This is a genomic window from Streptomyces sp. F001, from assembly GCF_004187715.1.
GTDB lineage: Bacteria > Actinomycetota > Actinomycetes > Streptomycetales > Streptomycetaceae > Streptomyces > Streptomyces flavusporus.
In genome coordinates this window covers 182,274-195,888 of sequence record NZ_QZWF01000002.1, presented here as the reverse complement: position 1 = coordinate 195,888, position 13,615 = coordinate 182,274, and the positions used below count along the sequence as shown (strand labels likewise).

The window sequence follows — 13,615 nt, the reverse complement described above, 5'->3', positions numbered from 1 at the left end:
GGGACGCCTCGGGCCTACGGTACGGGGGGTGCCACTCCGGCCGGATCGCGGGGCAGCACCGTGACCCGGTGGAAGTTGCAGCCGCCGACGGATGCGAGCTCCGCCGGGGGCAGGTCCTGGTGGGCCTGGAGGGCGACGCTCACCAGGCTCAGCAGCAGGTCGACGTCCCCCTCGCAGTCGAGGTGGACGGTGACCCACCGGGAGCCGGGCACCAGGCGGATGGCCGTGGACTCCCTGAGGTCCTCGGCGAAACGTCCGATGGCCCGGCGGGTGAGATGCAGGTCCACATCGTGGCCCGAGTGGAAGTGGGCGATCTCGCTGTGAGCGGAGCTGATTGCCCGCCCTGTCCCGCAACTGGCCGGTCCCGCCGTGAGGTCGGGCCAGGCTGCCAGTTGCTCCAGGGCGCGCTGGGCCAGAGTCATGACTCCATCGTCACCGCATCACCCCGCGGATACCAGAGGTTGAGCCTTTTGTAACTCAGGCGTGAGGATCCTCACCAGGGCAGGCGCCGGGCCGGGCGGAACCTGTACGCGGCTGACAGTGCGGCGAGGTCAGCGGGCCGGGGCCGGTCCCGTGCTGCGGCGGACGATGAGTTCGACGGGTACGACGGGCTCGACGCGGGGTTCGTCGATGCCGTCGATGCGGTCCAGGAGGAGGCGCAGGGCGCGGCTGCCGATCTCGGCGAAATCGGTGCGCACGGTGGTCAGCGGCGGCAGCAGGTGGGCGGCCTCGGGGATGTCGTCGTAGCCGACCACGCTGACGTCGTCGGGCACCCGGCGTCCGGCCTCGTGCAGGGCGCGCAGCAGGCCGAGGGCCATCTGGTCGTTGGAGGCGAACACCGCGGTGACATCGGGGCGTCGGGCCAGTCGGCGGCCCAGTTCGTATCCGGAGTCGGCGCTCCAGTCACCGACGAGGGCGTCGGGGACCTCGGCGCCGGCGACGGTCAGCGTCTCGCGCCAGCTGTCCGTGCGGACGTCGGCGGAGGTCCAGCCGGTGGGCCCGGCGATGTGGTGGACGGTGGTGTGGCCGAGGCGCAGGAGGTGACCGGTGGCCGCGCGGGCGCCGGCCCAGGAGTCTGCGGTGATCAGGGGGGTACGGCCGCCGAGGTCGTTCTCCAGCACCACCATGGGGGTGTCGATGCGGGCCTCGGCCAGCGCCGTGCCGACCCGGCGCTGGGGGGCGATGGCGATCACGCCGTCCGCGCCCTCGGCCGAGAGCGTGTCGACGGCCCTCACCACCGTGTCGCGTTCGGCGGTGTCGAGGGCGATGGAGCTGACCAGGTAACCGGCGCCCTGCGCCGCGGTGTTGATGGCGGTCAGGATGGAGGCGGGTCCGTAGCGGGCGGCGTCGAAGGAGATCACGCCGACCATGCGGGTGCGTCCGCTGGCCAGGGAGCGGGCGCTGCGGCTGGGCCGGTAGCCGAGCGTGCGCATGGCGTCCAGCACCGCGGCCCGGGTCTCGGGGCGTACGGCGGGATGGTCGTTGAGCACCCGGGACACGGTCTGCTTGGACACACCGGCCAGCCGGGCCACGTCGTCCATCACGGGGCGCGCTCCGGCGAAGCTGCGGCGGCTGCGCCCCCTGGGAGCGGGGCCGTCGGCGGTGCTTCGGGTCATGGCGGGCGGTGTTTCCTTCGGCCTCGTTCCCCGGCGGTCCTTTCCCGCCCGGCGGATCCACAGGATAGGCCGGGCGGCCGGCTTCAGGGCGTCAGCCCGTGGTGACGGGCCAGGTCCGGCTCGTGACGGTCCCGTCGGCGGACGGCAGCAGCGGTGGCGCGCCGGGCGCGGGGACGCGCAGGCGGTGCGGTCGGGTCGTCAGCGCTGCTCCGGTCCGAGATCGGGGGTGTCGGTGAGGTGGGCGCGCGGGCTGGTGGTGGCGTGCAGCTCGAGCAGGACGAGGTCATTGCTGCCGGGGCGCAGGGCGGGTGCGGGGATGTACAGGGTGCGTTGCGGGCCGCGGTTCCAGTAGCGGCCGAGGTGGAAGCCGTTGATCCAGGCCTGGCCCTTGGTCCAGCCGGGCAGCGACAGGAAGGTGTCGGCCGGTTCGGTCACCTCGAAGGTGCCGTGGTGGAATGCGGGTCCGGCGGCAGTGCCGGCCTCGAAGGTCAGTCCGCTCAGGTCGTTCAGGGGCAGCGGGACGCAGTCCCAGCCGTGCAGCGCCGCGCCGTCGAAGGTGACGGCGCCGAGCAGGCCCTTGGGTGCGCCGATGCGGGGGCCGTAGTTGACGCCACCCATGTTCTCCACGAGGACGTCCAGCGTGGCCCCGGCGCGCGGGACGCGCACGGGCAGGGTCTCGTCGTGGCGTTCGCGTTCCAGTACGCCGACGGGGGCTCCGTCCAGGAAGACCTGGGCCCGGTCACCCACGCCGCCCGCGAAGTGCAGCACTCCGTCGCCCGCGGCGGGGACGGTGGTGCGGTACAGCGCGTATCCGGACCGCAGCCCGAGCTCGTCCAGGGTGAGCGGGCTCTCGGTGCGCACGGGCCGCTCGGCCTGCCTCGCCGCGTGCGGCAGCAGCGGCGCCTGCCGGTCCAACTCCGCCACGGTGGGCGCGAGTTTCCGGCTCGGGGCCGGGGCGGGCTCGTCGGGGACGGGAGCGTGGCGGGCGATCACCTCGCGGAAGGCGTGGTACTTCGGGCCGGGGTCACCGGACTCCGTCAGTGGGGCGTCGTAGTCGTACGACGTGACGATCGGGGCGTAGGCGTGGTCGTGGTTGGCGCCGTTGGTGAAGCCGAAGTTGGTGCCGCCGTGGAACATGTAGATGTTGACGGACGCACCGGCCGACAGCAGCCGGTCGAGGTCGGCCGCGGCGTCGGCCGCGTCCCGGACGTGGTGCGGTTCGCCCCAGTGGTCGAACCAGCCGATCCAGAACTCCGCGCACATCAGGGGCCCTTCGGGCTGGTGGGCGCGGAGCCGGGTCAGGTTCTGGTCGACCTTGCTGCCGAAGGTGCCGGTGACGAGCGTGCCGGGCAGCGAACCGGCGGCCAGGTGTTCGGGGTCGGTCTGCTCGCAGGTGAAGAGCAACTCCTCGATGCCGCGCGAGCGCAGGGACTGGTGCAGGTGCTTCAGGTACGTGGTGTCGTCGCCGTAGGCGCCGTACTCGTTCTCCACCTGCACGGCGATCACCGGGCCGCCGGCGGCCGCCATGTGCGGCAGCAGCGGAGGCAACAGCAGGTCGAGGTAGCGGTCCACGGCATCCGTGAAGCGCGGGTCACTGCTGCGCAGCCGGATGTCGGGGTCGGTGGTGAGCCACGAGGGCAGCCCGCCGCCGTCCCACTCGCCGCAGATGAAGGGGCCGGGGCGCAGCAGCACATGGAGGCCCTCCGCGCGGGCCAGGCTCAGGTAGCGCGGCAGGTCGAGGATGCCGTCGAGGACGAGGGGGCCGTCGGGGTCGGGCTGGTGGAGGTTCCACGGCACGTACGTCTCCACCGTGTTGAGGCCCATCAGCCGGGCCTTGCGCAGCCGGTCGGCCCACTGGCCGGGGTGGATGCGGAAGTAGTGCATCGCTCCGGAGACGATCCGGAACGGCTCGCCGTGCAGCAGGAAACCGTCGGACGTGGTGGTCAGGGCGGGCATGCGGAACTTCCCTTCAGCTGGAGCGGGTCAGGACGGGCGGGTGGTGCGGATCAGCCAGAGGGTGGCGGCCAGGCAGAGGGCGGAGACACCGCTGAGCAGGAGCGGGACCGCGCCCGTGCCGGACAGTTCGATGGCCTTGCCGAGTGCCGGGCCGGCCGCGACACCGCCCACCATGGAGGCGGCGATGACGATGGCGCCTGCCCGACGGGCCTGTGGGGCGGCCCGGTTGAGCCAGGGCAGTCCGGTCGGGAAGATCGGCGCGATGAACAGGCCGACACCCGCGTACGCGTAGGGGGCGAGCTCCGGCACCGCCGCCAGCAGCAGGCAGACCGTCATTCCCGCACAGGAGACGGTGACGATGGTCTGGGCGGTGCAGCGCAGCGCGATCGGCACGACCAGGAACCGGCCGACCGTCATCATCAGCCAGTACACGGAGGTGGCGGTCGCGGCGGCTCCGGCGCCGTATCCCACGCTCTCCAGGTGGGTGGGTTCCCAGCCGCCGACGCCGGCCTCGATGCCGACGTGCAGGACGTAGAGCGTGACGAACACGGCCAGCACCGAGCCCAGGCTCCGGGCGAGGACGGGACCTGCTTCCCCGGCCCCGCCGTCGGGCCGGGGCGATCGGTCGCGTACACCCTTCAGGCACAGCAGCAGCGGCAGGTTGGCCAGCGCGAAGCCGAGGAAGACGGCCGGGTACCGGTCGGCGCCGACCACGCCGACGAGAGCCGGGCCGAGGATGGCGCCGATGCCGAAGTGGGCGTTGAGGACGTTGAGCATCGCGGTCGACCGATGGCCGAAGCCGGTGGCGAAGAGCTGGTTCAGGCCGTAGTCGATGCCGCCGAAGCCGAGCCCGGCGAGCAGCGCCACGGCCAGTGCGGCCGGCCAGGTGGGGGCCAGGGCGACGCCTGCCGCGCCGACGGCCATCAGGAGGTACGAGCTGCCGAGGATCTGCCGGTTGCCGAGCCGCCCGTAGAGGCGGTCGAAGAGCAGCACCCCGGCGACACCGCCGACGAAGTGGGCGCTGAGCCCCATGCCGGCGGCGGACGGCGACAGCCCGAACTCCCGTCGGAACGCCGGGATGGCGGGCCCGTACAGGGCCTGGAGCGCCCCGATGAGCACGAAGCCCGCGCAGGACGCGACGACGGCGAGCGGGCTGAAGACGGGGGCCTCGGGGACGCTGCGGGCGCCTGCGCGGGGCGGTCCGGTCGTTGGCTCGGTCACGCGGACTCCAGGGAAGGGCCCAGACGGCGTGGGCGGAAGCGGCTCTGCGACGAGCACGAGTGTTACCGGTAACATTCCGCCCGTCAAGCTCCCCTGCATGCTTCCGCGGCGGAGGAGCCGGGAGGGACCCCGGTGAGAGCTCAGGTCTGTTCGGCGAGGCCGTCCAGGCGGCTGAGGTGGGCAGGGGTCAGCCGGAGGCGGGACGCGGCGAGGTTCTCCTCCAGGTGGTCGATCCGCGCGGTGCCCGGGATGGGGAGGATCACCGGTGACCGGGCGAGCAGCCAGGCCAGCGCGACCTGCGTCGGTGTGGCGTCCAGTTCGTGTGCGACGGCGGCGATCTCCGCCCGCGCGCCGGACGCCCCGTGCGCGACCGGCCGCCACGGCAGGAACGCGATGCCCGCTGCCGTACAGGCCTCGAGGACCGGCTCGTGCTCTCGGTCGAGCAGGCTGTACCGGTTCTGCACGCTCACCACGTCGACCATCGCCCGCGCCTCGTCGAGTTCGGCGACCGTGACCTCCGACAGGCCGATCCGGCCGACCTTGCCCTCGGTCTGCAACCCCCGCAGCGTGCCGAGCTGATCGGCGAGCGGCGTCTGCGGGTCGATACGGTGCAGCTGGAGCAGCTCGAGGCGGTCGACGCGCAGTCGCCCGAGGGCCTGGTCCACCTGGTCCCGCAGAACGGCCGGCCGGCCGTCGAGCCGCCAGTCTCCACCGGGGCCGGTGCGTGCGACGCCCACCTTCGTGGTGATCAGCAGTTCCGCCGGATACGGATACAGGGCCTCGGCCAGGAGCTCCTCGTTGGCTCCCCCGCCGTAGAGATGGGCGGTGTCGATCAGGGTGACGCCCAGTTCGACGGCCCGCCGGGCGACCGCGAGGGCGGCCTCGCGGTCGGCCGCGGGCTCCGTCGGCAAGTGCATGGCACCGAAGCCGAGGCGCCCCACGAGCCGTTCTCCGCCGATCCGGAACTCGTTCGAAGTCATGTGCTGTCTTCCCCCCTCGTTCACGCGAGCACGCTACCAACGCCGTTGCCACGGCCGCCGCGCACACTGCGGGGCGGTCCCTGCCCCGAACGGGCCAGCGTCCGGCAGCGGCGCGGCGGTCCGGGGGTACGGATGTCGCACCGTCCAGACCGAGGAGTCCGATCGTGCAGCCGCCGAACCAGCCCTTGGGCCAGCCGCAGATGTCGAAGGAGACCGCAGGCGATCCCGCCCCGGGCGCCCGCCCGCCGGGGCCGCGGGTCGACGCCTCCCGGTTGTGGACCGGCGGGATCATGACCGCCGCGATCGCCGGACTCACCGCCGTGGCCGCCGTGCTGCTGGTCCGCGGGGTCATGGGCTTCCCGGTGCTCGCGCCCGACGGCCACGGCGCCCTGGGGGACGCCTCGACGGGGCTGCTGGCCGCCGGTGCGGCGGTGGTCGCGCTGGCGGCGACGGCGGTACTGCATCTGCTCATGCTGAGCACCGCGCAGGCGGGACGGTTCTTCGCGTGGATCGTCGCCCTGATCACGGCGGCGGTGGTGCTGCATCCGTTCACCTCGTCGGTGAGCAGCGAGGCCAAGGTGGGCACCGGCGTCGTCCGCCTCGCGATCGGCGTCGCCATCGGGTCTCTGCTGTCCGCGGTGGGCCGGGGAGCGGGCCGACGTGCCGCCTGACCGGGCTGCGCCGGGTACGCCGCGTGAGGGGGACTCGGCCGTTTCGGGGCCCGCGGCCCCCTGCAGCACGCATGAGGGCTCCCCGGCGGATGCGGGGAGCCCTCGTGCGGTCAGTCCGCGTCGGCCGGAGCCCCGGTCCGGGTGCGACGGTGGACGTACCAGCCCGTTGCCGTGAGCAGCGCGGCAAGGGCCGCCGCGGTGCCGACCGTGACGCCGGTGGAGGCGAGGCTGCCGCCGGAGGTGGTGGTCGTGCCGGTGCCGCCGGTGCTCGTCCCACCGGTCGTGCCGGTGCCGCCGCCGGTGCTCGTCCCGCCGGTCGTACCACCGGAGCCGGTGCCGCCCGTGCCGCCGGTGCCGCCGTCGGTGTCCACGGGGTCCTGGCCGACGAAGGCGACCGGGACCTTGACGTCCTGCGAGCGGTCACCGGAGAGGGTGTGGTCGGCCCGGGTGGCGAGCACGCACTTCGCCTTGAAGCAGTCGGTGAACTCGTCCTTGGCGTCGACGGTCAGCTCCACCTCGAAGGTGCCGCCGTCGCCGTACGGGATCGCCAGGTCCTCGCCGTAGTCCGGCGGGTTGGAGGAGATCCACGCCGAGGAGTGCGAGGTGCCGGTCATGTCGACACCGCCGATGCACGGCGTGGGCAGTTCGCCGTCGCCGTTGTCGACGCACAGGGCGACGTAGATGCCCTTGTCGACGTCGTAGCCGGAACCGGTGACGGTGAGCTTCTGGTCGTCGGTGGCGAGGTTGTTGACCGGGGTGACGGTGAGCTTCTGGCCCTCGGGGCCGGTCACCGTCCTGGTGCCGGACGGCTCGGTGTTCTCCTCGCCGTCGCCGCCCCCCGCGCCGCCGCCGTTGTCGCCGCCGGGCGCGGAGACGGTGAGCGTCACCGGCGACGTGCGGGTGCTGCCCACGGAGTTGGCGAACTCGGCGCGATACCGGTAGCCGTCGTGCGACTCCTTCGCGGTGAAGGAGTACGCGTTCCGTGTCGCCCCCTCGATCGTGGACCAGGTCTGGCCGTCGTCGGCGCTGACCTGCCAGCGCACGGTCGGCTCCGGGGTGCCCTCGGCGGCGGCGACGAAGGTCACCTCGTCGCCCGGTGCCACCGACTGGTCCGTGGGAGCCTGGGTGACCTTCGGGGACATGCGGCGGTCGAACCTGACGACCTCGCTCTCGGCCTGGTTGGTGAGGTAGACCGAGCCGCCGCCCGGGGTGACGGCGACGCCTGCGAAGCTCGCGGCGCGGCTGCCGGGCAGGGCGACCGGGTCGGCCGCCTGCTGGAAGATCGCGCTGTCGTAGACCTCCAGGGCGCCGACGTTGTCCGCGCCGTCCTCGGCGCTGCCGTAGTCCTCCCGGAGGAGGAAGGCCTGGCGGGTGGTCCTGTCGAAGGCCACCGCGGTGGGCCTGTCCTGTCCCTTCAGGGTGGCCAGCAGCTTGGCGTCCTTGTCGAAGACGAGCACCGCATAGCCGCTGCCCACCCACACGTTGCCGGTCTCCGGGTCCACCTCGACGAAGGAGAGCAGGTCCGCGGGCAGTTCGGCCGTGGCGGTGACCGTGAAGGAGCCGGTGTCGACGCGGCGGAGCTTGCCGCCGGTGGCGTCGGCGGACCAGGCGGCCTTGCGGGCGGTGTCCACACCGAGCGCGCTGCCGCTGTCGAGCGTGACCGTCCGCTTGACGGCGCCGGTCGCCGTCTCGATCTCGGACAGCACCGCACCCTGCGTGATCAGCACCGTGGAGGCGTCGGCGCCGGGCCCGACCCCCGTGACGGTGCCGCCGGGAGGCCAGACGCCCTTCGCGGCGGTGTCGCCGTCCTTGGCGGTGCCGATGCCGCGCACCGGGTACTGGAAGGCGACGCCGTCGCCGGCCAGCGGCGCGATGATCCGGTACACCGGGCGGGCGGCCATGGTGCCGGTGGACCCCGGCGCCTGCGCGATGTGGCTGAGCACCTTGCCGTCGTCGGGGTCGAGGACGTACAGGCCCGCCTCGTTGACGTCCGAGGTGTCGGGGATGTTGTGGGAACCGACGTACAGCTTCCCGGAGTCGGGGTGCAGCAGGAGGTCCAGCGGCTGGCCCGCGGTGGTGTACTCGGCGGCCTTGGTGTAGGTGACGGTGCCCGCGGGGACGTCCACGCCGTCACCGCCGTCGCCGTCTCCGGGGTCCTGGCCCTCGAAGGCGACGGGGATACGGACGTCCTGGGAGCGGTCGCCGGCGGCGCGGTGGTCGACGCGGGTGACGACCGAGCAGGCGACCTGGGTGCAGTCGAGGCCGCCGTCCTTGGCCTTGACCTCGATCTCGACGTCGAAGGTGCCGCCGTCGCCGTAGATCTCGGTGAGCTCTCCCTCGTTGGGGTCGCCCTCGGGGACGATCCACTTCGAGGCGCCGCTGTCCCCGGACTGGTCGGCGCCGCCGAGGCAGGGCGTGGGGATCCGGTTGTCGCCGTTGTCCTTGCACAGGGCGACGTAGATGCCCTTGGTCTCGTCGTAGCCCTCGCCGGTGACGCGGAGCGTCTCGCCGTCCGGGTCCAGATTCGCGGAGGCGGAGACCGTGAGCTTCTGGCCGTTCTTGCCGAGTGCCGTCTTCGGCGTGTCGGCGGCCTGCGCGGGTGATCCGGCCGTCATGGCCGTGACTCCGGCGGCCACCAGGGCGGCGGCGCCGAGGAGTGCGGCGGGGCGTCTGAGCCGGGGTCTGGGCGTGCCGTCCGGCCGCTGCCGGTCCGTGGTGTCGTCTGTCATGGAAGGTTCCTCGCTGGTCGGGTGTGCCCGGCCCCGTGGGACGCCGAGGGCCGGGCCCGGTGGCGGCGGGCCCGGCCGAACAGGGGCGGTTACTGGAAGGCGATGGGGACGTGGACGTCGTACTTGCGGTCGCCGCTGTCGAAGTGGTCGGCGCGGGTGACCACGGCGCAGGTGACGTCCTCACCGCAGACGCGGCCGTCGTCGAGGGTGGCCTTGACGTAGATCTGCACGCTGAAGGTGCCGCCGGAGCCGAACTTGGAGCTGTTGGCGAACATGCCGCCGAAGGTGTTGTTCACCCAGTGGGAGGCACCCGTCGAGCCGGTCTCGTCCTGGCCGCCCAGGCATGGGGTCGGCTTGTTCACGCCCTGGGCGCCGTCGACCACGCAGAGGCCGACGTAGATGCCCTGGCTCGGGTTGTAGCCGGAGCCGGAGACGGTGATGACCTGGCCTGCGGCCGCGGCCGTGGCGGGGCTGGTCAGCGACAGGTTGTAGGTGGTGCTGCCGTCGACGACGCTGCGGGTGGAGGTGGCGGCGGAGGCCGAGGTGGCCAGGCCCAGGGTCAGCGCGGCGGAGGCGGCGACGGCGAGACCGGCACGGGCGGCGTTCCGGGCGGAGAGAACAGATCTCATGGGGTGACGAGCACCTTTCTAGTTTCAGCGGCCCAACTTAGGTAAGGCAAACCTAAATAGACCGCTCGCGCTTCTGTCAATGGACGGCGAGGAATCCTCGACTCCCGTGCAGTCACAGGGACTTGGGCATGCCGAGGAGCGGACCGTGAGCGGCCCGCTCCTGTGTGGGTTCAAGTCCGGTAACACGCCGGTCAGTCCGCGGACTGCACCCCGAACCGGGCGACGGCGCTGCCGCGTTCGCCGGTCACGCTGTACAGCTCGACCGTGTGCGCGCCGTCAGCGGCGTTGGCGTACACGGGGAACGTCCGGCTGAGCCGGCCCTGTTCGTCCGCGACCGCCTGGTACCGGGTGTCGCCGTCGATCGCGACGAGGACCACCGCGCCGGGTTCGAAGCCGTCGCCGGTGACCTGCTGTCGGCCGCCGACGGTCAGGGTGGGATGCGTGACGGCCGCGGTGGGCTTCGAGTCGACCTCGTCCGGGGCAGCGGGCGCGGCGGCGACCGGCGGGGCAGGCTGCAGCGTGGGACTCTCGCCCGCCCCTTCGGGTTGCGCGGGCGACGGCGAGGCCCCGCCTCCCGTGCCCACCGTCAGGTCGAGCAGGCCCAGCGCGTCCCCCGCCGCGAACTCCTGCCCGCTCCAGGCGGCCAGCAGCCGGGCACCCTCGTCCGTCAGGGCAGCCCGCAAGCCCGTCCACGTCACACCGCCGTCGCGTACAGCGGGTGCGGTGCCACCCGACTCCACGTCCGCCAGGGCGACTTCGCGTTCCTCACCGTCGAGTCCGGTACGGGCGTACAGCGTGCCCCCGTCGTGGACCAGTCGCAGGCGCAGAGCACCGAGGAGCAGCGGGTCGTCGGGATCGGCGGACCGGGTGAGCCGGGCCGTGCCGTCGAACTCGACGTCCGCGACGCCGGTTTCCGGGTCCGTGCCGCCGCCGGTGGCCGGGAACCAGGTCCGGTTCGCGGAACCCTGTACGCCTTCACCGGCCTTCAGGGACACACCCTGGTCCGTCAGCACGGTGGCGGTCGTGGCCCAGCTCGCATAGCCGCCGGACACCTCGCGCGGGAACGCGTCCCCGTCCTGTGCGACCGCCACGCCCGGGCTCAGCAGCGCGAACAGGGCAGCGCCCGTCAGGACGACGGCGCCGGGTCTTTTCCTCGCCTTCACGTTCAAGCCTTTCTCTGCAGTACGACGATGACGTCGACGTCAGCCCGCATGTCCCCCACGCCGCCGGCGCGCCCAGTACCAGGTGCCGACTCCGGCGGCGACCAGCCCGGCGGCGGTGAGCCCGAGCGGCACCGCGAGGTCCGAACCGGTGCCGGCCAGCGGGCCGTCCGAAGCGCTCTCGTCGGTGTCGGCGGCGGCATCCGTATCCCCGCCAGGGGTGGACGCGCTCGCAGTGGCCGCCGGGGAGTCATCGGCGGACGCACCCCCGCCGCTGTCGCCGAAGGTGACCGGAATCCGTACCGTCTGGCTCTGGTCGCCGCCCCGCGTGTGGTCGTTGCGGGTGATGACGGCGCAGGTGACGCCGGACTTGGTGCAGTCGGTGTTGGCGTCCTTGGCGCGCACCTTGATCTGCACACCGAACGAGCCCTTGTGCCCACTGCCCTCATAGGGCTTGGCCAGCCCCTCCCCGTACGACGGCGGGTTGGAGGAGACCCACGCGGACGCCCCGGACTCGCCGGACATGTCCACCCCGCCCACGCACGGCGTGGGCGTCTTGCCGGGGCCGTTGTCCACGCAGAAGGCGACGTAGATGCCCTTCTCGGTGTTGTAGCCGGAGCCGGACACGGTCACCGTCTCGCCCGCCGGATCGAGGCCGGAGGCCTTGGAGACGGTGAGTTTCTGCTCCTCGGGGCCCGTCGCCGACGCCCCCGCGGCGACCGCTGGGGACGTCGTCAGCGCCAGCACCACCGAGGCGGCAGCCACCGGCAGCCACCCAACTCGCCTGCTGTGCAGGCCACTTGACCATGCCATGGAAACCCCCACCACACGATAACTTAGGTGAGGCTAACCTAAACTACTGATCATCTGTATGCCAGCCGAGAGGAAAGGGCCGAGCCATGCGCGCACCCGGAAGACCCCACCGCCCCCCGCGACGGCGGGCTGCCGCCACCCTCGCTCTGGTTGTCGCGCTGGTGACGGCGGCGTGCGGAGGCGGCTCGGGTTCCGCGGGGGCGGACGCGTCACCGGCCTCCGCGAGCGAGCGTGCCGCGGCGGCACAGAAGCAACTGGCGGGGAACTCCCTCGTACCGCTCGAAGGGGAGCCGCCCACACCGGAGTTGCCCGTCACGGTCGACTCCTCCGACGGACGGAAGGTCACCGTCAGGGACGCCTCCCGGATCCTGCCGCTCAACGGCGGCGTGGCGGAGATCGTCTTCACCCTCGGGCTCGGCGACCGGGTGGTGGGGCGCGACATCACGGCCACCTTCGAGGAGGCGAAGGACCTGCCCCTGGTCACCAAGGCGCACGACGTGAGTGCGGAGAGCGTGCTCTCCCTGCGTCCCACCGTCGTCCTCGCCGACACCGACACGGGGCCGCAGGAGGTGATCGACCAGATCCGTGACGCCGGCATCCCCGTCGTCGTGCTCGATCCGGCCACCGAACTGGCCGACGTCTCCACCCGGACGACCCGGATCGCCGCAGCCCTCGGCGTCCCCGAGGCGGGCAAGGCCCTCGACTCCCGTATCGGCAAGGACCTCGCGGCGGCCAGGGCGGCCGTCCCCGAGGGCAGCCGTCCGACAGTGGCCTTCCTCTACATGCGCGGCAGCGCGGCCGTCTACCTCATGGGCGGGAAGGGCTCGGGGGCCGACTCGCTGATCGAGGCCGCGGGCGCGGTGGATGCGGGCGTCGCGTCCGGCCTGGACAAGCCGTTCACTCCGCTGACCAGCGAGGCCCTGGTCAAGGCCCAGCCCGAGGTGATCCTGATGATGAGCAAGGGGCTGGAATCGGTCGGTGGCATCGACGGCCTCCTCGACGTCCCCGGCATCCGCGAGACCCCGGCCGGCATGAACCGCCGCATCGTCACCCTCGAGGACGGCGTCCTCCTCAGCTTCGGCCCGCGCACCCCCCTGGTGATCGACATCCTGGTGGACCGTGTACATCGGGGATGACCTGGGACCGCTCGAACCGGTCGGCACACGGTGCACCGACTCCTTCCGAAGATGCCCTGACTCCCCTACGCTCAGTTATGCAACAAGTTGCATTAGTCCATGAGAGAGGCGATCACATGCACCCCTTCCGCAAGGCGGTCGAAAGCAAGGACGTCGACGCCATGGAGGCGCTACTGGCCGACGACGTCGTCTTCACCAGCCCCGTCGTCTTCAAGCCGTACACCGGCAAGGCGATCACCGCCGCGATCCTGCGCGCCGTGTCCGAGGTATTCGAGGACTTCACCTATGTACGGGAGTTCACCCACCCCGACGGCCGCGACCACGCCCTCGTCTTCACCGCCACGGTCTCCGGAAAGCAGATCCAGGGCTGCGACTTCCTGCACGTCGACGAGGACGGGAGGATCGACGACCTGATGGTCATGGTCCGCCCGCTGTCGGCCGCCAATGCCCTTGCCGCGGCGATGGGCGCTCGGTTCGAGGACATCGCCCGGGAGGCGGCGGGGCGGTAAGGGGGCACGCTCACGCCCTCGACGGCAGCGCGGTCGACCGGGAGATCGCGACGGCGGGGCAGCGGAAGAGGCGGGCGGCCCCTTTGGAGCTGCCCGCCCCAGGAGCAGCGCCTCCGGCGCCTGGCGTGACATGGAACATACACGTTTATCGCCCGATTGCGGGTAGGTTGGGGTGCTTGCCCTGCACACAGCGTT

12 protein-coding genes are annotated in these 13,615 nt (G+C 72.4%); 3 read left to right on the top strand and 9 right to left on the bottom strand.

The genetic code is table 11. The features are described 5' to 3' along the window. Positions 1–14 precede the first annotated feature (14 nt). From StrepF001_RS08520 to StrepF001_RS08500, 5 genes are all read right to left on the bottom strand, one after another. Positions 15–422 carry a luciferase family protein gene (locus StrepF001_RS08520; protein ID WP_129797691.1) on the bottom strand — a complete coding sequence of 136 codons (408 nt, stop codon included), beginning with the start codon at positions 420–422 and terminating at the stop codon, positions 15–17. A gap of 129 nt (positions 423–551) precedes the next feature. Further along, positions 552–1,616, bottom strand: a complete 1,065-nt coding sequence (locus StrepF001_RS08515; RefSeq protein WP_129797690.1) for a LacI family DNA-binding transcriptional regulator — start codon at positions 1,614–1,616, stop codon at positions 552–554. Between the two features lie 198 nt (positions 1,617–1,814). Beyond that, complete coding sequence (locus StrepF001_RS08510) at positions 1,815–3,572, bottom strand: beta-galactosidase family protein (protein ID WP_129797689.1); 1,758 nt, start codon at positions 3,570–3,572, stop codon at positions 1,815–1,817. Positions 3,573–3,599: 27 nt separating this feature from the next. Next, positions 3,600–4,793 carry an MFS transporter gene (locus StrepF001_RS08505; protein WP_240797335.1) on the bottom strand — a complete coding sequence of 398 codons (1,194 nt, stop codon included), beginning with the start codon at positions 4,791–4,793 and terminating at the stop codon, positions 3,600–3,602. Between the two features lie 140 nt (positions 4,794–4,933). Next, positions 4,934–5,773, bottom strand: coding sequence for an aldo/keto reductase (locus tag StrepF001_RS08500; protein WP_129797687.1), 840 nt, complete (start codon positions 5,771–5,773; stop codon positions 4,934–4,936). Positions 5,774–5,937: 164 nt separating this feature from the next. Here StrepF001_RS08500 and StrepF001_RS08495 point away from each other — a divergent pair, with 164 nt between their 5' ends. After that, positions 5,938–6,444: a DUF6069 family protein gene (locus tag StrepF001_RS08495; RefSeq protein WP_206306797.1), complete on the top strand. Its 507-nt coding sequence runs from the start codon at positions 5,938–5,940 to the stop codon at positions 6,442–6,444. Between the two features lie 110 nt (positions 6,445–6,554). Here StrepF001_RS08495 and StrepF001_RS08490 read toward each other — a convergent pair whose 3' ends face one another. The 4 genes from StrepF001_RS08490 to StrepF001_RS08475 all read right to left on the bottom strand — a co-directional run bounded on the left by StrepF001_RS08490 (position 6,555) and on the right by StrepF001_RS08475 (position 11,775). Next, positions 6,555–9,173, bottom strand: a complete 2,619-nt coding sequence (locus tag StrepF001_RS08490; RefSeq protein ID WP_129797686.1) for an immunoglobulin I-set domain protein — start codon at positions 9,171–9,173, stop codon at positions 6,555–6,557. 89 nt (positions 9,174–9,262) lie between these two features. After that, a complete protein-coding gene (locus StrepF001_RS08485) occupies positions 9,263–9,802 on the bottom strand; it encodes a hypothetical protein (protein ID WP_129797685.1) in 540 nt (179 codons plus the stop codon). A 191-nt stretch (positions 9,803–9,993) separates the two neighbouring features. Beyond that, entirely contained in the window at positions 9,994–10,965 is a 972-nt protein-coding gene (locus StrepF001_RS08480; RefSeq protein ID WP_240797459.1) for an HtaA domain-containing protein, read from the bottom strand. A 39-nt stretch (positions 10,966–11,004) separates the two neighbouring features. Further along, a complete protein-coding gene (locus StrepF001_RS08475) occupies positions 11,005–11,775 on the bottom strand; it encodes a hypothetical protein (RefSeq protein ID WP_129797683.1) in 771 nt (256 codons plus the stop codon). Between the two features lie 86 nt (positions 11,776–11,861). Between StrepF001_RS08475 and StrepF001_RS08470 the strand changes: the two genes are divergently transcribed. Both StrepF001_RS08470 and StrepF001_RS08465 read left to right on the top strand, forming a co-directional pair. Continuing rightward, a complete protein-coding gene (locus StrepF001_RS08470; protein WP_129797682.1) occupies positions 11,862–12,911 on the top strand; it encodes an ABC transporter substrate-binding protein in 1,050 nt (349 codons plus the stop codon). 116 nt (positions 12,912–13,027) lie between these two features. Continuing rightward, a complete protein-coding gene (locus StrepF001_RS08465; protein WP_129797681.1) occupies positions 13,028–13,420 on the top strand; it encodes a nuclear transport factor 2 family protein in 393 nt (130 codons plus the stop codon). Positions 13,421–13,615 lie beyond the last annotated feature (195 nt).